General features: G+C 72.2%; 17 protein-coding genes. 12 read left to right on the forward strand and 5 right to left on the reverse strand.

Features of this window, described 5'->3' with window-relative positions; genetic code table 11:
- Positions 1–42 precede the first annotated feature (42 nt).
- Complete coding sequence (locus ACFY0K_RS04305) at positions 43–681, forward strand: HD domain-containing protein (RefSeq protein WP_390638512.1); 639 nt, start codon at positions 43–45, stop codon at positions 679–681.
- Positions 682–698: 17 nt separating this feature from the next.
- On the opposite strand, the gene ACFY0K_RS04310 is transcribed toward ACFY0K_RS04305, so the two are convergent.
- On the reverse strand, positions 699–1,313 hold the full coding sequence (locus tag ACFY0K_RS04310; RefSeq protein WP_352362462.1) for a helix-turn-helix domain-containing protein: 615 nt from the start codon (positions 1,311–1,313) through the stop codon (positions 699–701).
- A 158-nt stretch (positions 1,314–1,471) separates the two neighbouring features.
- Between ACFY0K_RS04310 and ACFY0K_RS04315 the strand changes: the two genes are divergently transcribed.
- On the forward strand, positions 1,472–2,026 hold the full coding sequence (locus tag ACFY0K_RS04315) for a cysteine hydrolase family protein (protein WP_390638513.1): 555 nt from the start codon (positions 1,472–1,474) through the stop codon (positions 2,024–2,026).
- Positions 2,027–2,047: 21 nt separating this feature from the next.
- Here the strand turns inward: ACFY0K_RS04315 and ACFY0K_RS04320 are convergent, their stop codons facing one another.
- Positions 2,048–3,322: a cytochrome P450 gene (locus ACFY0K_RS04320; RefSeq protein ID WP_351959867.1), complete on the reverse strand. Its 1,275-nt coding sequence runs from the start codon at positions 3,320–3,322 to the stop codon at positions 2,048–2,050.
- 30 nt (positions 3,323–3,352) lie between these two features.
- Entirely contained in the window at positions 3,353–4,702 is a 1,350-nt protein-coding gene (locus ACFY0K_RS04325; protein ID WP_390638514.1) for a glutamine synthetase family protein, read from the reverse strand.
- 350 nt (positions 4,703–5,052) lie between these two features.
- Between ACFY0K_RS04325 and ACFY0K_RS04330 the strand changes: the two genes are divergently transcribed.
- The 10 genes from ACFY0K_RS04330 (at position 5,053) to ACFY0K_RS04375 (ending at position 15,196) form a co-directional block, all read left to right on the forward strand.
- Entirely contained in the window at positions 5,053–5,241 is a 189-nt protein-coding gene (locus tag ACFY0K_RS04330) for a ferredoxin (protein WP_390638515.1), read from the forward strand.
- 2 nt (positions 5,242–5,243) lie between these two features.
- Entirely contained in the window at positions 5,244–6,437 is a 1,194-nt protein-coding gene (locus ACFY0K_RS04335; protein WP_390638516.1) for an NAD(P)/FAD-dependent oxidoreductase, read from the forward strand.
- Between the two features lie 10 nt (positions 6,438–6,447).
- Positions 6,448–7,260 (forward strand): acetoacetate decarboxylase family protein, encoded by an 813-nt coding sequence (locus ACFY0K_RS04340; RefSeq protein ID WP_390638517.1) that lies wholly within the window; start codon positions 6,448–6,450, stop codon positions 7,258–7,260.
- Between the two features lie 122 nt (positions 7,261–7,382).
- The gene (locus ACFY0K_RS04345) at positions 7,383–8,843 is read left to right on the forward strand and encodes an aldehyde dehydrogenase (RefSeq protein ID WP_390638518.1); all 1,461 of its coding nucleotides are present in this window, start codon (positions 7,383–7,385) and stop codon (positions 8,841–8,843) included.
- A complete protein-coding gene (locus ACFY0K_RS04350) occupies positions 8,836–9,762 on the forward strand; it encodes a 3,4-dihydroxyphenylacetate 2,3-dioxygenase (RefSeq protein ID WP_390638519.1) in 927 nt (308 codons plus the stop codon). The genes ACFY0K_RS04345 and ACFY0K_RS04350 overlap by 8 nt, the downstream gene beginning before the upstream one ends.
- Before the next feature lie 8 nt (positions 9,763–9,770).
- The gene (locus ACFY0K_RS04355; RefSeq protein ID WP_390638520.1) at positions 9,771–10,616 is read left to right on the forward strand and encodes a fumarylacetoacetate hydrolase family protein; all 846 of its coding nucleotides are present in this window, start codon (positions 9,771–9,773) and stop codon (positions 10,614–10,616) included.
- Between the two features lie 43 nt (positions 10,617–10,659).
- Positions 10,660–11,298 (forward strand): TetR/AcrR family transcriptional regulator, encoded by a 639-nt coding sequence (locus ACFY0K_RS04360; RefSeq protein ID WP_390638521.1) that lies wholly within the window; start codon positions 10,660–10,662, stop codon positions 11,296–11,298.
- A gap of 186 nt (positions 11,299–11,484) precedes the next feature.
- Entirely contained in the window at positions 11,485–12,930 is a 1,446-nt protein-coding gene (locus ACFY0K_RS04365; RefSeq protein WP_390638522.1) for an APC family permease, read from the forward strand.
- A 59-nt stretch (positions 12,931–12,989) separates the two neighbouring features.
- Complete coding sequence (locus ACFY0K_RS04370; RefSeq protein WP_390638523.1) at positions 12,990–14,480, forward strand: aldehyde dehydrogenase; 1,491 nt, start codon at positions 12,990–12,992, stop codon at positions 14,478–14,480.
- The gene (locus tag ACFY0K_RS04375; protein ID WP_390638524.1) at positions 14,477–15,196 is read left to right on the forward strand and encodes a gamma-glutamyl-gamma-aminobutyrate hydrolase family protein; all 720 of its coding nucleotides are present in this window, start codon (positions 14,477–14,479) and stop codon (positions 15,194–15,196) included. The genes ACFY0K_RS04370 and ACFY0K_RS04375 overlap by 4 nt, the downstream gene beginning before the upstream one ends.
- On the opposite strand, the gene ACFY0K_RS04380 is transcribed toward ACFY0K_RS04375, so the two are convergent.
- Together ACFY0K_RS04380 and ACFY0K_RS04385 are read right to left on the reverse strand one after the other, a co-directional pair.
- The gene (locus ACFY0K_RS04380) at positions 15,197–15,769 is read right to left on the reverse strand and encodes a MarR family winged helix-turn-helix transcriptional regulator (protein WP_390638525.1); all 573 of its coding nucleotides are present in this window, start codon (positions 15,767–15,769) and stop codon (positions 15,197–15,199) included.
- Between the two features lie 63 nt (positions 15,770–15,832).
- The gene (locus ACFY0K_RS04385; RefSeq protein WP_390638526.1) at positions 15,833–18,361 is read right to left on the reverse strand and encodes a right-handed parallel beta-helix repeat-containing protein; all 2,529 of its coding nucleotides are present in this window, start codon (positions 18,359–18,361) and stop codon (positions 15,833–15,835) included.
- Positions 18,362–18,394: the final 33 nt, after the last annotated feature.

Consider the following 18,394-nt stretch of genomic DNA (forward strand, 5'->3'; position numbering starts at 1 on the left):
ACCTGGAGGTACATCACCTATCCGGTACGGAGGCCGAGAACGATGAACGAAGAGATCGCAGGTGTGCGGATTCCGGACACCGCCCTGGTCCGGGAGGCCACCGAGATGGTCCGTGACGTCGCCACCCCGGTGGTGTTCGACCACTCCCGGCGGGTCTTCCTCTGGGGCTCGCTGCGCGGCCGCGCCCTGGGGCTGGGCTTCGACCCCGAGCTGCTGTACGTCGGCGCGATGTTCCACGACCTGGGGCTCACCAAGAGCCTGCGCCGCACCGACCAGCGCTTCGAGATCGACGGCGCGGACGAGGCCCGCGCCTTCCTCCGGGCCCATGGCATCACCGGCGAGCCCGCCGACCGGGTCTGGACGGCCATCGCCCTGCACACCACCCCGGAGATCCCGCTGCACATGGCACCCGAGATCGCCCTGGTCACCCGCGGGGTCGAGCTGGACGTGCTGGGCATCGGCTACCACGACGTCTCCGACGAGCAGCGTGCGGCGGTCGTGGCGGCGCACCCTCGCCCCGACTTCAAGAATCAGATCCTCGCCGCCTTCACCGAGGGCATCCAGGACCGTCCCGACACCACCTTCGGCAACGTCAAGGCGGACGTGCTCGCCCACTTCGTGCCCGGCTTCCGGCGCGGTGACTTCGTCGAGGTCATCAAGAACTCCGCCTGGCCCGAGTGACCCTGCGAGCGGCACGTTCAGTCCGGCGGTGGTCCGAGCAGGCCCTCCACGACGTCGCGGAGGGGGCCCACGAGGTCCTCGGGCGTCGCGTCGGCCAGGGGGCGCAGGCCGACGGCGGAGCGTACGACGGCGACCCCGACGCCGAGTGCGACCAGGAGCTCCGCCCGCAACCGGGCGTCGGGTGCCGACGAGCCGCCCGACGCTTCGAGCACCTGCCGCCCGAACTCCGCCAGGGCCTGCCGGCGCAGCTGGGCCACCTGCTCGTCCCCGGAGTCCCGCAGCAGCATCAGCACCGGGTGCTCACCGAACTCCGCCCACGCCCCGGCCGCCAGCTGCCGGCTCAGCGCCTCGGCGAGCGCCGCCCGGTCGCGCGGGAACTCCCCGTCACCGCCCAGGAAGCGGGGCGTCGACGCCAGCGCCGCCTTGAACAGGCCCTCCTTGGACCCGAAGTACCGCTTGATGAGCGCCAGGTTGACCCCGGCGTCCGCGGCGACGTCCCGCAGCGTCGTACGGTCGTAGCCCAGCTGCGTGAACCGGGTGCGGGCGGCCAGCAGCAGGGCCCGCCGGGTCGCCGCGGCGTCCCGGCGACGGGTCCCGTCGCCGGGACGGCCGGTCACGTCGTCCGACGGCACAGCGGCTCCTCTCCTCGACGCCACCCCGGGCCCTTCGGCGGACCGTGAACACCGGGCCGCCACGAAGTAATCATGCGTTGACATGATCCCGCAGCGAGGTCTACGTTGCCAAGTAAACGCTTGATGACCAACGGGGCCGCGTGGAAGGAACAGAGACGGTGCCTCAGCAAGCCCTGCTCGTCATGGACGTCCAGGAGGTCGTCGTCGACCGCTTTCCCGACGCCGACTACCTGCCCCGCCTGGAAAAAGCGATCGCCGCCGCCCGAGGCGCCGGCATCCCGGTGATCTACGTGGTCGTCGGTTTCCGCCCGGGCTACCCGGAGGTCAGCGCCCGCAACAAGACCTTCCGCGGCCTCGTGGGCGCAGCACCGCGGCTGGCCGGGGACAGCCCGGCCACGCAGGTCCACCCGGACGTGGCTCCCGCACCCGGCGAGACGGTGGTCACCAAGCGGCGGGTCAGCGCCTTCGCCGGCAGCGACCTCGACATGGTGCTGCGGGCCGGCGAGATCGGTCACCTCGTCCTCACCGGCATCGCCACCAGCGGCGTCGTGCTGTCCACCCTGCGCCAGGCCGCGGACCTCGACTTCGAGCTCACCGTCCTGTCCGACGGCTGCCTCGACTCCGACCCGGAGGTGCACCGGGTGCTCACGGAGAAGGTGTTCCCGAAGCAGGCCGAGGTCACGACGGTGGACGACTGGGCCGCGGCGCTCTGAGCGAGCAGCTCCGTCCTGCCCTCAGGCGAGGGTCACCTCCACCGGCAGCCGCTTGATGCCGTTGACGAAGTTCGAGCGCACCCGCGGCACTTCGCCGACCAGCCGGATGCCGGCCAGCCGCGGGACCAGCTCCTCGAACATGATCCGGATCTCGGTGCGCGCGAGCAGGTTGCCCAGGCACAGGTGCGGGCTGCCCTTGCCGAAGGTGACGTGGTCGTTGTCCTGCCGGGCCACGTCGAAGTCGTAGGGGTTGCCGAAGACCTCCTCGTCGCGGTTGCCCGAGGCGTACCACATGACGACCTTGTCGCCCTCCCTGACCAGCCTGCCGCCGAGCTCGACGTCGCGGGTCGCGGTACGGCGGAAGTGGTAGACGGGGGACGCCCAGCGCAGGAACTCCTCCACCGCCGTCGGGATCAGCGACGGATCGTCCTGGAGGCGGGCCAGCTGTTCGGGGTGCTGGAGCAGGGCCAGCATGGAGTGGGTGATGGTGTGCCGGGTGGTCTCGTTGCCGGCCACCACCAGCAGCAGGAAGTAGTTGTCGAAGTCCTGCGCGGAGAGCGGGACCCCGTCGCGCGGGGTGGTGTTGACGAGCTTGGACACCAGGTCGCTCCCCTCGCCGCCGCGCCGCTGCCGGGCCAGCTCCCGCCCGTACTCGAAGACCTCGAGCGAGGCGGGGGAGCGGAACGGCAGGTCGCGGTACTTCTCGCTCTCCGCGCTGTGCAGCAGGACGTCCGCGTAGTCGGGGTCGGTGTTGCCGATGATGCGGTTGCCCCAGTCGATGAGCTGCTGGTTGTCCTCCGGCGGCACGTCGAGCAGCCGGGCCAGCACGTTGATGGGGAAGTCCGCGGAGACCTCCTTGACGAAGTCGAAGGTCCCCTTGGCCAGCGCCGCGTCCAGCGTCTTCGCCGTCAGCCCGCGCAGGAAGTCGGTGTAGCTGTTGATGACCCCCGCCCCGAACTGCCGCTGGATCACGCTGCGCAGGGCGCGGTGGCGCACTCCGTCCAGCTCCAGGATCGAGGCGCGCTTGCGGATCTGGTCCTCGTCGAGCTCCTCCAGGTTCACGAACCGGGTGGAGGTGAAGGTCTCGGCGTCGCGGTCCACCCGCGCGATGTCGGCGTGCCGGGTGACCGCCCAGAAACCGGAGTTGGGCGCCTCCTCCGGCTGCCAGTGCACCGGGTCCTCGTGCCGCAGGGTGTGGAACATCCGCCAGGGCGTGACCCCGTCGGTGAAGTTGTCGAGGTTCGCGAGGTCGACATCGGCGAGACGCATGGGCTCGACGCCGGTGGCAGTGGTCATCGTTGATCCTTCACAAATGGCTGCGAGTGGTCACAGGTGGTAGGCGTACTCGGTGAACTCCCAGTCGGTGACGTGCCGTTGGAAGCGTTCGACCTCGTTGCGCTTGTAGGAGAGGTAGGAGTCGGTGAAGTCCTTGCCGAGCAACTCGGTCAGCGCGGTGTCGGACTCCAGTGCGTCCAGCGCGGCGGACAGGTCCGTCGGCAGCAGGGCCGCCTTCGTGGGGTCGTAGCCGTAGCCCTCCAGCGGGGCGGGCGGCTCCTCGGCGGCCAGGATGCCGAGCAGGGCGGCGGCCGTGGTCGCGGCGATCGCCAGGTACGGGCCGGCGCTCGCGTCGCCGAGGCGCAGTTCGAGCCGGGCACCCGAGCCGCGCTCGGGCGGCACCCGGACCATCGCGCTGCGGTTGTCCAGGCCCCAGTCGATCAGCCAGGGGGCCAGGGTGTCCGGGCCGAAGCGCTTGTACGAGTTGACGGTCGGGTTGAGCAGGGCGGCGAGGGCCGGTGCGTGCGCGAGGACGCCGGCGATCGCGTGCCGGGCGGTGGCGGACAGGCCGTACGCGCCGGACGGGTCGTCGAAGGCGTTGCGGCCCTCGGCGTCGGTGCAGGAGAGGTGCAGGTGGAAGCCGGAGCCGCCCGCGTCGTTGAAGGGCTTCGCCATGAAGGTGGCCAGCCGCCCCTCGCGCCGGGCCAGTTCCTTCACCGCGGCCTTGAAGCGGAAGGCCCGGTCGGCGGCGGACAGCGCCTCCGAGTGCAGCAGGTTGATCTCGAACTGCCCGCCGTCGAACTCGTGGTTCCCGCTCAGCACCCCGAGGCCCAGATCGCGCACCTGCCGCAGGGTGCGCAGGAGATGGTTGCCGGGGTCGGCGCGCAGTCCGGCGGTGTAGACGGCACCGGGGGTGCTGCCGTAGCGCCGCCAGCCTCCGCCCGGTTCCTGCTCGCACAGGAAGTACTCCAGCTCGGGCCCGACGACCGGGCTCAGCCCGTGCTCGCGGCATCGTTCGAGGACCGACCGCAGCAGGTCGCGCGGTGACTCGGCGGCGGGCGCGCCGGTGGCCGGATCGGTGACGTCGGCGAGGCAGGCCGCCACGCCCGGCTCCCAGGGCAGTGCGACCAGGGTGGTGAGGTCCGGCCGTACGCAGACGTCCGGCAGTCCGGCGTCCAGACCGCCGCTGACCGGGACCACGTCCCCCTGCGGACTGGTGTGGTACACCGCCCGGCAGAAGGCCAGCCCGTGCTCCAGGGCCCGGGGCAGCTCCTCCACGAGCACGTCACGTGCCCGGTCCGTGCCGATGAGGTCGGGATACGTCACCCGGACGACGTCGATGCCGTCGGCCGCGAGCCGGTCCAGGTGCCGGCGGACTTCTGCGGGGTCTTGATCGCTCACCGTTGTCTCCTTGGGCGGACGGACGTCGGGACACCACGCAGAACCAAGTGGTGTGTGAGGTGGGAGCGGGTGGCCGGGGTGCGACGGCAGAGGGCCTCGACGTCACTCCGGCCTGCTGTTTGAAGCCAAACGGTAGGCAGGGGGACACCTCGCCGCAAGAGGGCGGCGCAAAGAATTTATCCATACGGATAGGTATTGACCAGGGGGTGCCCGCTGCCTACCTTGTTTGAAGCCAAACGAGTCCGGGACGCGGTCCGCCGCAACCCGTTGGCAGGGCCCGGTCGGCACCACCGGCCGGGCCCACCCCCACTCCCTTCCCCTTCGCTTCCGCTCCCTCAGGAGGACCGGCCATGAAGGTCGTCGTCGACATGAACAAGTGCCAGGACCACGGCCAGTGCGTCTTCGCGGCCCCCGACGTCTTCTCCCTGGACGACGCCGGCCACCTCGTCCACGTCTCCGGCCCGGACGACGCGCTGCGCGACGAGGTCGAGGAAGCCGCCGACGTCTGCCCGCTCCAGGCCATCCGGATCGAGGCCTGAGCGTGAACCCGCGCATCGTGGTGGCCGGCGCCTCCATGGCCGGCCTGCGCGCCGCCGAGCAACTGCGCGCGGCGGGCTGGACCGGCGGGATCACCCTCGTCGGCGACGAACCCCACATGCCCTACAACCGGCCGCCCCTGTCCAAGGAGGTTCTGGCCGGCAAGGCCTCCTTCGAGTCGCTCGCCTTCCGGCCGCGCGCCGGCGTGGCCGACGTCGAGTGGCGGCTGGGCCGGACAGCGGTCGCCGCGAGCCTGGACGAGCGGACGGTACGGCTCGACGACGGCACCGAGCTGCTCTACGACGGCCTAATCGTCGCCACCGGGATGCGCCCCCGGCGCCTGGACTGCCCGGGGCCGTCGGCCGGCCGCCACACGGTCCGTACCCTCGACGACGCACGGGGGCTGCGCGCGGCGCTGACCCGGCCCGGTGCGCGGGTCGTGGTGGTCGGTGCCGGTTTCATCGGCTGCGAGGTCGCCGCGACCGCGGCGGGTCTCGGCGTCGCCGAGGTGACGGTCGTCGATCCGCTGCCGCTGCCCATGGCCGGGCCGCTCGGCGAGCTCCTGGGCCGGGCGCTGCTGAAGCGGCACCGGGAGCGCGGGGTGCGCTTCGCGCTGGACACCGGAGTGGCCGGGTTCGTGGGCGGGGACCGGGTGACCGGGGTGGAGCTGAGCGACGGTTCCGTACTGGCCGCCGACGTGGTGGTCGAGTCGGTCGGCTCGGTCGCCAACACCGAGTGGCTCGACGGCAACGGGCTCGACCTGACCGACGGCGTGCTCACCGACGCCTGGCTGCGGGCCGGTGGACGACCTGACGTGGTCGCGGTCGGAGACGTGGCCCGGTTCCCCAACGCCCGCTACGACGGTGTGCCGCGCCGGGTCGAGCACTGGTGCATCCCGACCGACACCGCCAAGCACGCGGCGAAGACGCTGGTCGGCGATCCCGCGCCGGTCCCCTTCGCGCCGTTGCCCACCTTCTGGAGCGACCAGCACGACTTCCGGCTCCAGTCCTTCGGAGCGCCGGTGCTCGGCAAGGAGGACGTCCGCGTCCTCGACGGCGACCCGGAGGGAGACGTGCTCGTCGGCTACCACCACGACGGCCGGCTCGTCGGTGTCGTCGCGCTGGGCGGCCCGGCCATGGCCGCGTCCGCCGCCCGTTACCGCGCCGAGCTGCTGAAGCAGCCCGCCCTCAGTGTTTAAGGAGCCCCGAGTGGCCAGTCCCCGTGGTTACTTCCATCCGAAGACGGCGAGCGGTGCCTCGTCGCTGATCCCGGCGCCGCCGTGGCGGTACTCCGGTGACCTGCTCACCGTCGAGTACCGCACGGATCCCGCGCGGGTGCGCGAACTTCTGCCCGAACCACTGGAGTTGGCCGACGAGGATCCCGGCGCGATCGCCCTGATCTGGGCCGACTGGCAGTCCTGCTCGGTGTCCGGGGAAGAGCTTCTCGATCCCGTGCGCGCGCAGTACAAGGAGGCCTTCGCGGTCGTGCGCTGCAGGTACCGGGGGCAGACCTACTCGCGGTGCGTGTACATCTGGGTCGACAAGGACTTCGCGATCGCCCGCGGGCTGCACCAGGGATACCCGAAGAAGCTCGGGTCGATTCACCAGACGCGGCCGCATCCGCATGGGCCCGCGCCCCGGATCGAGGCGGGGGCGCGGTTCGGGGCGACGCTCGCGGCGGCCGACCGGCGGCTGGCCCAGGTGGTGGTCACGCTCCGGGAGCCGTCCGGGACGAACGGATTCGTCAACGGGCATCCGATGGCGCACCACCGGTGGCTGCCGTCGATCGAGAAGGGCAAGGGGCTGGCCCTGGACGAGCTGGTCGAGTCGGGAGCGGCGGAGTTCGAGGGGGGTCAACCGTGGGTGGGGGAGGCCGAGTTGGAACTCTTCGAGGCGCCCACGGAGGAGCTGGCCCGGCTGGAGGTTCGGGAGCCGATCGCCGCGTACTACCGGCAGGTCGGGGTGGTCTGGGACGGCGGGCGGCTTCTTGAGTCCGGGACGTCTGGAGTGGTTGCGGAATGAGGTGCGTGGTCGGGTGCGGGTGGTTCGTGGCTGGTCGCGCCCACGCGGCGGCAGCCGCACATTCAGCACAGTCCCGCGCCCCTGAGTAGGTCGAGTTTCCCCGATTATCAGGAGCCCTTGTTATGGCTGACAAAATCAACGTCGCCGGTGTCACCGTCGACACCCGGCACTGGATCGGCGGTCGACGCGTCGCCTCGGCCGAGACGTTCACCGACGGTTCTCCCATCGACGGGCAGCCGATCGGTGAGATCGCCCGCGGCGGACCCGCCGAGGCCGAGGCAGCCGTTGCCGCTGCCCGCGCCGCCTTCCCCGCCTGGGCCGCCACCCCCCGTGCCGAACGCGCCCGGATCCTGCATGCCGTCGCCGACGGGGTCGAGAAGCGGATCGAAGAACTCGCGATCGTCGAGACCACGGACAACGGCGCCCTCCTGCGCTCCCACCGCCGTGGCGTCATGCCCCGCGTCGCGCACAACTTCCGTTTCTTCGCGGACTGGTTGCTCGAGCTCGGCCACGAGGACTTCGAGACCCGAGGCCACCGCAACCACGTCAGCTGGGACCCCGCCGGCCCCTGCGTGCTGATCACCCCGTGGAACGCCCCGCTCATGCTGGCCACCTGGAAGGTCGCCCCGGCCCTCGCCGCCGGGAACACCGTCGTCCTCAAGCCCGCCGAGTGGTCCCCGCTCACCGCCTCCCTGCTCGCCGACATCGCCGCCGAGGCCGGGCTGCCGGCCGGGGTGCTCAACGTCGTGCAGGGGTACGGCGCCGAGATCGGCGACGCGCTCACGTCCCACCCGGACGTACGCCGGATCAGCTTCACCGGGTCCGTGCCGACGGCGCGGCGCATCGCCGCCTCGGCCGCCGTGAACCTCACTCCCCTGAGCCTCGAACTCGGCGGCAAATCACCACTGTTGGTGTTTGCCGATGCCGATCTCGACCTCGCCGTGGACCTCGCGGTCGAGCAGTACGACAACGCCGGGCAGGTCTGCCTGGCGGGTACCCGGCTGCTGGTCGAGGAGCCGGTCGCCGGGGAGTTCACCCGGCGGTTCGTGGCGAAGGCCACCGCGCTGCGGCAGGGCGACCCGCGCGACGAGGCCACCGACATCGGGCCCACCATCCATCCCCGCCAGCTGGAGAAGATCGACGGGTTCGTGCGGCGGGCGATCGACGCAGGGGCGCGGGCCGTGATCGGCGGGCGGCGCGGGGACGGGCAGTTCTATGCGCCGACGCTCCTCACCGACGTCGCGCAGGACAGCGAGGTCGTGCAGGAGGAGGTCTTCGGGCCGGTGCTCACCCTGCAGACCTTCGCCGACGAGGAGGAGGCGGTCCGGCTCGCGAACGGCACGCGGTTCGGGCTCGCGGCCACCCTCGCCACCGGCGACCTCGAGCGGGCCGAACGGGTCGCCGCGCGGCTGGTCGCCGGCACCGTCTGGGTCAACTGCTTCTTCGTCCGCGACCTCCAGGCGCCGTTCGGCGGCTCCCGGCTCTCCGGGGTCGGTCGCGAGGGCGGCACCTGGAGCTTCGACTTCTACTGCGACCTGAAGAACACCGTCACCGCACCGAAGGGCTTCAAGGACCATGGGTGAGATCGTCGGGGCGGGGCTCCTCGCCCACGTCCCCACCATCGTGCTGCCGGAGGCCGACCGGCTGGAACTCAACGAGGGCAAGGAGATCACCCTCGTCACCGGGCTGCGCGAGCTGCGCAGGGACGTCTTCGAACGGGACGACTACGACACCGTCGTCGTGCTCGACTCGCACTGGGCGACGACCGTCGAGTTCGTGGTCACGGCCCAGCAGCGCCGGGCAGGCCTGTTCACCTCCGAGGAACTGCCCCGCGGGATGTGCCGGATGCCGTACGACTTTCCCGGTGACCCCGAACTCGCCCGCAGCGTCGAGAAGTTCGCCGACAAGCACGGCACCTGGATCACCGCGATCGACGACGAGTACCTGCCGGTCTACTACGCCACGATCAACCTCTGGAAGTTCCTGGGCGAGGGCCTGCCCGACAAGCGGTGGGTGACCATCGGGGTGTGCCAGACCGGGGACATGGAGGACCATCTGCGGCTCGGGCGGGCGCTCGCCGACGGCATCGCCGCCACCCCCGGGCGGCGGGTGCTGCTCATCGCCTCCGGCGCCCTCTCGCACACCTTCTGGCCGCTGCGCGAGTTGCGCGACCACGAGGCCAGCGACCCGGTGCACATCCGCACGCCCGAGGCCCGGGAGGCCGACCACGAGCGCATCGCCTGGTTCAAGGAGGGCCGTCATGACAAGGTCCTGGACACCATGGACGCGTTCTGGAAGTTCAGGCCCGAGGCGAGGTTCTTCCACTACCTGATGCTGGCCGGCGCCCTCGGCGAGCGAGCCTGCGCCGCACCGGCCCGGCAGTACGGCGAGTACGAGAACTCCATCGGCACCGGTCAGGCGCACCTCTGGTTCGACCGGCCCGCCGACGGCTGGACCGGTACCGGCACATCCGCCCCGCGCACCCCGCACAGTCGCCACTAGGAGCACCCATGCCCGAGTACCGCCGCATCCTCCTCGACGGCGCCGCCGTCCAGGTCACCGTCGACGGGGGCGAACTCGTCGCCGGGGACGGGCGCCGCGTCAGGATCGAGGAGGCGCAGCACCTGCCCCCGGTCGTCCCCTCCAAGGTGATCGCCGTCCATCTCAACCACCGCAGCCGGGTCGAGGAGTTCGGGATCAGGCTGCCCGGCACCCCGACCTACTTCCACAAGCCGACCTCCGCCCTCAACTCCCACCGGGGCGCGGTCGTCCGGCCCGAGGGCTGCAAGTGGCTCAACTACGAGGGCGAGGTCGCCATCGTCATCGGGAGAACCGCGCGGAACGTCTCCCCGGCCGAGGCGGGGGAGTGCATCGCGGGGTACACGGTCGCCAACGACTACGGTCTGCACGACTTCCGGGACACCGACGCCGGCTCCATGCTGCGGGTGAAGGGGTCGGACACGCTGTGCCCGCTCGGGCCCGGCCTGGTCACCGACTGGGACTTCCACGGCAAGCGGCTGCGCACATACGTCAACGGCGAGGTCGTCCAGGACGGGTCCACCGACGAGATGGAGTGGGACATGCACTATCTCGTCGCCGACATCGCCCGCACCATCACCCTGTACCCCGGCGACGTGCTGCTCTCCGGCACCCCGGCCAACTCACGGCCCGTGCGGCCCGGCGACGTCGTCGAGGTCGAGGTGGAGGGCCTCGGGCGGCTCACGAACCACATCGTCACCGGGCCCACCCCGATCCGCACCGACGTCGGCGCTCAGCCCACCGAGTCCGAGGAAGTGCTGTCCACCGCGCTCGGCGGGGACTGGGAGTTCCGTGGCATCCGCGCGCCCCGCAGGTAGGCGCCACGGCGGGCGCCGGGAACCGGCGGGTAGGGTCGCAACCATGACCGAATCCGCCGAGACCCCGCACCAGACCGACGACCGGCCGGAGGACGGGGCGCGCAGGCGGCTCGGCTACGGTGAGGGGCGCGAGGCGCTGCTCAAGGCCGCCGTCCGGGTCGTCGGCGCACGAGGGCTGCGGCACCTCACCTACCGTGCCGTGGCCGAGGAGGCCGGGGTCACCCACGGCCTGGTCGTCCACCACTTCGGCTCCCGGGACGCGCTGATCGAGGAGTCCCTCGCCTACGCCGTCCGCCTCAGCCTCAGCAGCAGTCTGCTGGAGCCCGGCACCGGCAGGCCCGAGGACTTCGTGGCCGGCCTGCCGGACATGGTGGAGGACGACGCGGACGGCCAGGCGTACCAGTACGAGCTGCTCCTGGAGGCCCGCCGCCGCCCCGAGCTGCTGCCGCAGGTCCGCGCGCTCTACGACGAGTACTTCGGCGCCTCCCAGCGTGAGCTGGACCGCATACTGCCCAGCGGCGCGAGCCCCGCCTTCAACCGACTGGTCTTCGCCGCGCTGGACGGCCTGGTGCTGCACCAGCTCACCGGCATCGGCGACCGCGCGGACTCCGAGGCGGCCCTCGCCGAGCTGCACGCCCTCCTGCGCACCCTGGGTGAGCGGCCGCCGGAGAACCGCGACTGAGCGTGCCCGGCCCGGAACCCCCCGTCGCGGTCGCGCCGGGGGGTTCGCCATGCCCTGGGCACAGCGGTTTCCCTGGCGTAAATTCCCCTTCCCGCCCCCTTGCCAGATGGATAGTTCCGGCCCACCATGAGGCAACTCGTTTGGCTCAAAACGAAAACTCTCCCTTCCCCTCAGCAGGTGATCCGAGTGGACAGTCAGACGGTCGACGCCTCTCCACAGGCCGGAACGGGCGCCCAGCCCGCCACCACCCTCAAACGCAACGCCCTGGGTGTCCTGGGCATCCTCTTCTTCGTCCTGTCCGCCCAGGCGCCGCTCACCGGCATCGCGGGCGCCGTGCCGATCGCGGTCGCCGTGGGCAACGGCGCCGGCGCCCCGGCCGCCTACGCCCTCGCCGGGGCGGTGATCCTGCTGTTCTCGGTGGGCTTCGTGGCCATGGGCCGGCACGTCGTCAACGCCGGCGCCTTCTACACGTACATCGGCAAGGGGCTGGGCCGCACGACCGGCAGCGGCAGCGCCGCCGTGGCGCTGTTCGCCTACTGCGCGGTCCAGGCCGCGATGTACGGGCTCTACGGGTACACCGTCAGCGGCCTGGTCGCGCACTACTGCGGCGCACACGTCGCCTGGTGGGTGTGGGCCCTGGCGACCATGGCCGTGGTCCAGGTGCTCGGCGCGGCCGGGATCGAGCTGGGCGCCAAGGTGCTCGCCGTGTTCGTCCTGACCGAGTTCAGCATCCTGCTGGCCTTCGCCGTGGTCACCTTCGTGAAGGGCGGCGGACCCGAAGGGCTCGACTTCGGCGGCACGTTCTCACCGGGCGCGGTGCTCCAGGGCGCGCCCGGCGTGGCCCTGATGTTCGCCGTCGCCTCCATGTTCGGCTTCGAGGCCACCGCCATCTACGGCGAGGAGGCCCGCGAACCGCGCAGGACCGTCCCCCGCGCCACCTACCTCTCGGTCGCCGTCGTCACCGGCTTCTTCGCCTTCGTCTCGTGGATGCTGGTCTCCTCGTACGGCCCCTCGAAGGTCACCGCCGCCGCGGGCAAGGCGCTGGCGGGCGGCGACTCCACCGTCTTCGTCTTCGCGCCGATCGCCGACCAGTTCGGTGGCTGGGTCGACGACGTCCTGCCGATCCTGCTCGCCACCTCCCTCTTCGCCGGCATCCTCGCCTTCCACAACTCCGCCAACCGCTACCTGTTCTCCCTCAGCCGCGAGGGCCTGCTGCCGGACCGGCTGCGCACCCTCAACCACCGGCACTCGCCCAGGATCGCGGGCCTGGTCCAGACGGCGATCGCGGTGCTCCTGGTGATGCCCTTCGCCCTCGCCGGGAAGGACCCCGTCCTCACCCTGTTCTCCTGGTTCAGCGGCGTCGGGGTCCTCGCCTGCATGCTGCTGTACTTCCTGACCTCGGTCTCGGTGATCGTCTTCTTCCGCCGCGAACGCCTCGACGCCCGGCCCTGGAACACGCTGATCGCCCCGGCCCTCGGTGCCCTCGGCATCGCCGCCATGATCTGGGTGATCCTGGCCAACTTCACGACCCTCATCGGCGGCGCCACCAGCACGGCCGTCTGGCTCGTCCTCGCCGTCCCCGCCGTCCTGGGTCTCGGGGCGGGCACCGCACGCCTCGTCCACCGCCGCTGACGCACCCCGCCGGGCCCGGCCCCGCACGGCCGGGCCCCCACCCCTCGATTGGGAACACCATGCTGGACCTCACCCCCGACGAACTGACCGGCCGCGCCAAGGCCCTCGACCTGCCCGCACACCACCACATCGACGGCACCGACGAGCCCGGCGGGGGAGCGGTCTTCGCCGTCGTCTCACCCCGGGACGGACAGCTCCTCACCGAGGTCGCCGACGCCGGCCGGGCCGAGGTCGACCACGCCGTGGCCGCCGCCCGCCGCGCCTTCGACGCCGGGCCCTGGCCGCGCATGGCACCCGCCGAACGCGGCCGGATCCTGCTGCGCCTGGCCGAACTCCTCGAAGAGCGGCGGGCGGAGCTCGCCCTCACCGTCACCCTGGAGATGGGCAAGCCGATCACCGAGGCGTACGCCGTCGAACTGCGCGCCGCGATCGCCACCTTCCGCTGGTACGGACAGCTGGCCGACAAGCTCACCGACGAGTCCCCGCACACCGCCGCCGACGCCCTCGCCCTGGTCACCCGCGAGCCGGCCGGTGTCGTCGGCGCCGTGGTCCCCTGGAACTTCCCCCTCACGCTCGCGAGCTGGAAGGTGGCCCCGGCACTCGCGGCCGGCTGCACGGTCGTCCTGAAGCCGTCCGAGTCCTCCCCGCTCTCCGCCCTGCTCCTCGGCCGCCTCGGCACCGAGGCCGGACTCCCGCCCGGCGTCCTCAACGTCGTCACCGGCGACGGCCCGACGACCGGGCGGGCGATCGGCCTCCACCCCGACGTCGACGTCCTCGCCTTCACCGGCTCCACGGCCGTCGGCCGCCACTTCCTGCGCTACTCCGCCGACTCCAACCTCAAGCGGGTCTGGCTGGAGCTGGGCGGCAAGTCGCCCAACATCGTCCTCCCCGACGCCCCCGACCTGGAGCGGGCCGCCGCCACCGCCGCCTGGGGCATCTTCTTCAACCAGGGCGAGATGTGCACCGCGCCCTCCCGGCTCCTGGTCCACTCCTCGATCGCCGAGCGGGTGACGGAGGCCGTTGTGCGGCGGGCCGGGGAACTCCGCGTCGGCGACCCGCTCGACCCGGCGACCGAGATGGGCGCGCTGGTCGGGGAGGCGCATCTGGAGCGCGTGCAGGGGCATGTCGCGGCCGGGCGCGCGCAGGGGGCCCGGCTGCGCACGGGCGGCGAACTCGCCCTCGTGGAGAGCGGCGGCAGCTATCTGCAACCGACGGTCTTCGACCGCGTGGACCCGGGTATGCGGCTGGCCCGCGAGGAGATCTTCGGCCCCGTCCTGTCCGTCCTCGCCTTCGACGACCTCGACGAGGCGGTCCGGCTCGCCAACGCCACCGAGTACGGGCTCGCGGCCGGCCTGTGGACCTCCGACCTGTCCACCGCGCACCAGGTCTCCCGTGCCCTCAAGGCGGGCACGGTCTGGGTGAACTGCTACGAGGAGGGCGACCTGACCGTGCCCTTCGGCGGGATGAAGCAGTCCGGCAACGGGCGGGACAAGTCCGCGCACGCGATCGACAAGTACACCGAACTCAAGACGACCTGGATCCAGCTGTGACCCGTCCGCACCGTCCGCCTCGTGGGCTCCGTCCGCTCATCGCCGTACCCGCCCGGTTCTCCGCCACCACCTCGGCGCTGCGCTTCGCCGCCGAGGTCAACGCCCGGGCCCTGATCGAGGCCGTCTGGCGGGCCGGCGGCGAACCCGCGAGCATCCACCCCGCCGACACCGACGTGCCGGGCCGGCTCGCCCGCTTCGACGGCGTGCTGCTGCCCGGCGGCGGCGACCTCGCCCCGTATCGCTACGGAGCGACGGAGACCCACGACACCGTCTACGACGTCGACGACCTCCAGGACGCCTTCGACCTTCAAGTCGCCCGGCACGCGCTGGAGTCGGGCCTGCCGCTGCTGGCGATCTGCCGGGGCCTGCAGGCCGTGAACGTGGCGTTGGGCGGCACCCTGGAACAGGACATGGGCGGCCCGGACCGCACCCACCGGCACCTTCGCCACCCGGTGACCGTCTGCCCCGGCTCCCGCGTGGAACAGGTCCTGGGGGAGGAGAAGGTGAACGCCTCCTGCTACCACCACCAGCGCGTCGACTGCCTCGGCGCCGGTCTCAGTGTCAGTGCGACCGCGGCGGACGGCACGGTCGAAGGTCTCGAACTGACTGATGCCCAGGGCTGGTTCATCGCCGTGCAGTGGCATCCCGAGGACACCGCACACGAAGACCCGGTGCAGCAGCGCCTGTTCGACGCGCTGGTACGGGCGGCCGCCTGATCAGGCCTTCGGCCGCCGTCCGCTGCGGCGCGGCGCGGGCTCGGCGCCGCCGAGCAGTTCCCGGCGCCGCTCCTCGCCGTGCTCCTCGACCTGGATCACGACCCGCCGCAGCAGCTCCGCGAGGGTCCGGCACTCGGCGTCGCTGAGCCCGGAGGTCACGAAGGCCTCCTCCGCGTTGAACGCCGGGAACACCCGCTGCATCAGCTCCTCGCCCCGCTCGGTGAGGCTGAGCAGCACCAGGCGGCCGTCGTCCGGATGCCCGGTGCGGCCGAGCAGGCCACGCGACTCCAGGGTGCGGGCCACGCCGGTGAGGGTGCCCTTGGAGATCCCGGCCTCCTCCGCCACGTGCCGGGTCTCCGACTCGCCCCACACCCAGACCACCCACAGCACCACGAACGCGGTCCAGGTGAGGTCCGAGCCGCGCAGCACGGAGTTCTCCAGGTGCTGGCGCACCGCGGAGGCGGCCCGGTGGATGTTCGCCACGGCCGCCATCTGGTCCCGGCGCACCGGGATCCCGCCGAGCTTCGCCGAGGCGAGCTTCTCCGCTTCGGTGATGGACCGGTGACCGGGCACGGTGGCTCCTTCTCGACTTTCGTTCGGCCTCAAATTGTACGGTTGTACGGCACGAGCGTGCCGTCAGCGGGTGGCCGGGTGGGGCAGGTCGTGGGCCTCCAGGCTGATCAGCTGTTCCGCCGTCGGGGCGGCGAGCTCGGCCACGCGCTGGGCCTGGCGCTCGGTCATCTCCTGGAAGATCTGGCGGGCCGAACGGCCGTTGCCGAATCCCTCGCCCCGGGGCATGGCCTCGAAGAGCGAGAACAGTTCGGTGCGGGCCGTGGGGGTCAGTTCGTAGCGGTGCTGCCCCGCCTGGAACTCGACGATCGACACCAGCTCGCCCGGCTCGTAGTCCTCGAAGACGAGGGTGCGGCCGAAACGGGAGGCGAGGCCGGGGTTGGAGCCGATGAAGCGGTGCATGTCGCCGGGGTAGCCGGCGGCGATGACCACCACGTCGTCGCGGTGGTCCTCCATCAGCTTCACCAGGGTCGCCACGGCCTCGGTGCCGAAGTCGTTGCCCGCGAAGGCCGGGGCCAGCGAGTAGGCCTCGTCGATGAAGAGCACACCGCCGAGCGCCCGGTTGAAGGCGGCGGTGGTCTTCGGGCCGGTGTGGCCGACGTACTCGCCGACGAGCGCGGTCCGGTCGACCTCGATCAGATGGCCCCGGCGGAGCAGGCCGAGGGCCTTGAGGAGGCGGCCGTAGAGGCGGGCGACCGTGGTCTTGCCGGTGCCGGGGTTGCCGGCGAACACCAGGTGACGGCTGAGCGGCGGGGCCGGAAGACCGGCCTCCTCGCGGCGGCGGACCGTCTGCATGAGCTTGACCAGGGAGCCGACGTCCTCCTTCACGCGGTCCAGGCCCACCAGTTCGTGGAGTTCGCCGAGCAGGTCCTCCAGGTTCTCCTCCTCCGGTTCTCCGGAGTCGCCGGCCGCCTTTGCGGCAGAAGCAGAAGGGGAGGAGGGGGCCGCACCGGGCTTGCCGTTCGCGGGCGCGGCGGCCGGGGTGCCGAAGGTCAGCGGGGTGCCGTCCGCCGTGCAGTCCTCCAGGACCGGCTCGGCGCCCTCGTCGGTGCCCAGCGCCTCCGCGCAGTCCCGGATCCGGCAGTGCCGGAAGACCGGGTCGGCGTCCTTGGCGACGTGCAGCGCCGGGAAGCCCGCCCGGGTGACGTCGAGCGAGGTGAACGTGCCGCCCGCCCCCTCGGCCAGGAACACCCCGTTCTTGCCCGGCCGGTCGATGTGCAGCCCGGTCACCTCCGGTCTGGCGCCGGTCCACACGACGGCGCCGGAGCCCGCGCAGTCCTCGACCCGGCCGCCGGTCACCGTCGCCTCGGCGCCCTCGTCGACCACCAGGCCGGCGGCTCCCGCGCCGCTGATCCGGATCCCGGCGAGGGAGACGGCGGCGCCCTTGGCGACCTGCACGCCGATCTCCTTCGTCCCGGTCACCGTGGTGTCCGCGACCGTGCTGCCGGCGGGCGAGCCGATGCCGATCCCGGCGGCGGTCCCGGCGACCCGGCAGCCGGTGAGCGTGGCCACCGCCCGCTCCAGGACGCTCACGCCGGTCATGGCGACGTCGGTGATCCCGCAGTCGGTCAGCTCGATCCGGGCCTCGCCGGTGGCGTGCACCCCGTGCTCGGAGCCGCCCCGCACCCGGCAGTCGGCGAGCCGCCCGACGGCCGTACCGGCCAGATGGATTGCGCTGAAGGTGCTCCGGTCGATCCGGCAGTCGGCCAGCTCCGCCTCGGCCGACCCCGTCACCAGGAGCCCGTTGGCCCCCGCGTCGGCCACGGAACAGCCCGACGCGCTGAGCCGCGCGGTCTCCTGCACGACCAGCCCGCTGGCGGCCGCCCCCCGGATCCGGCAGTCGGTCAGCTCGGCCCGCGCCGAACCGGTCAGATGCACCCCCGCCGCGCCGGGCGTCTCGATCCGCGACTCCCCGGCCATGGCCTCGGTGGAATCCTCCAGAAGCAGCCCGGCCCGGCCACTGCCCGCCAGCACCGAGTCGGTCAGCCGCAGCCGGGACCGGCCGCGCAGCCGCATCCCCGACCCGGTCGTACGCTCGAGCCGCAGCCGTACCGCGTCCAGGCTCGCCGTGCCGGACAGCACCACGCCCGTGCCGTCGACGCCGGTCACCGCCGTGTCCTCAAGGCGGGCGCGGACCCCGCCGGCCAGGTGCAGACCGGCCAGCCTGGCCCCTTCCAGACGGCAGCGGCGCAGTACGACGGCCGTCGTACCGCCCTCCTCGTCCTCCGGGCCCTTCACCTGGACCCGGCCGCCCTCCACCGAGCACTCCTCCAGGACCAGCCCGGCGCCCGGCGACACGCTCACCGCGGGCAGGCCCGCGTCGGAGCCCCACACCGTGATGTTGTGCAGGGCGCAGTCCGGCCCGTCCACGGTCACCGCGGGCGCCTCACCGGGCGGCGCCGCGATCACCACACTGCCCCGGCCGTGTTCCGCCGTGAGCACGACCGCGCGGTCCAGGACCAGGTTCTCGGTCCAGGTGCCGGGGGCGATCACCACCAGATCGCCGGGCGAGGCCGCGCGTATCGCCTCGCCGATGGTCCGGTACGCGCCCCGGCCGCCCTGCCCCTTGGGCGCCACGGTGTGACGGGTGGTCATCTACGTTCCTCAGTCCTCGGTGCTCGCCGCTGC

The sequence above is a fragment of the Streptomyces sp. NPDC001507 genome (assembly GCF_042894765.1).
Lineage (GTDB): Bacteria > Actinomycetota > Actinomycetes > Streptomycetales > Streptomycetaceae > Streptomyces.

What these genes read in the sequence shown, in the direction of transcription:
- ACFY0K_RS04345 (WP_390638518.1), top strand. Translation starts at nt 7,383, where the DNA reads ATGGCTGACAAAATCAACGTCGCCGGTGTCACCGTCGACACCCGGCAC.
- ACFY0K_RS04370 (WP_390638523.1), top strand. Translation starts at nt 12,990, where the DNA reads ATGCTGGACCTCACCCCCGACGAACTGACCGGCCGCGCCAAGGCCCTC.
- ACFY0K_RS04350 (WP_390638519.1), top strand. Translation starts at nt 8,836, where the DNA reads ATGGGTGAGATCGTCGGGGCGGGGCTCCTCGCCCACGTCCCCACCATC.
- ACFY0K_RS04385 (WP_390638526.1), bottom strand. Translation starts at nt 18,361, where the DNA reads ATGACCACCCGTCACACCGTGGCGCCCAAGGGGCAGGGCGGCCGGGGC.
- ACFY0K_RS04355 (WP_390638520.1), top strand. Translation starts at nt 9,771, where the DNA reads ATGCCCGAGTACCGCCGCATCCTCCTCGACGGCGCCGCCGTCCAGGTC.
- ACFY0K_RS04305 (WP_390638512.1), top strand. Translation starts at nt 43, where the DNA reads ATGAACGAAGAGATCGCAGGTGTGCGGATTCCGGACACCGCCCTGGTC.
- ACFY0K_RS04320 (WP_351959867.1), bottom strand. Translation starts at nt 3,322, where the DNA reads ATGACCACTGCCACCGGCGTCGAGCCCATGCGTCTCGCCGATGTCGAC.
- ACFY0K_RS04360 (WP_390638521.1), top strand. Translation starts at nt 10,660, where the DNA reads ATGACCGAATCCGCCGAGACCCCGCACCAGACCGACGACCGGCCGGAG.
- ACFY0K_RS04330 (WP_390638515.1), top strand. Translation starts at nt 5,053, where the DNA reads ATGAAGGTCGTCGTCGACATGAACAAGTGCCAGGACCACGGCCAGTGC.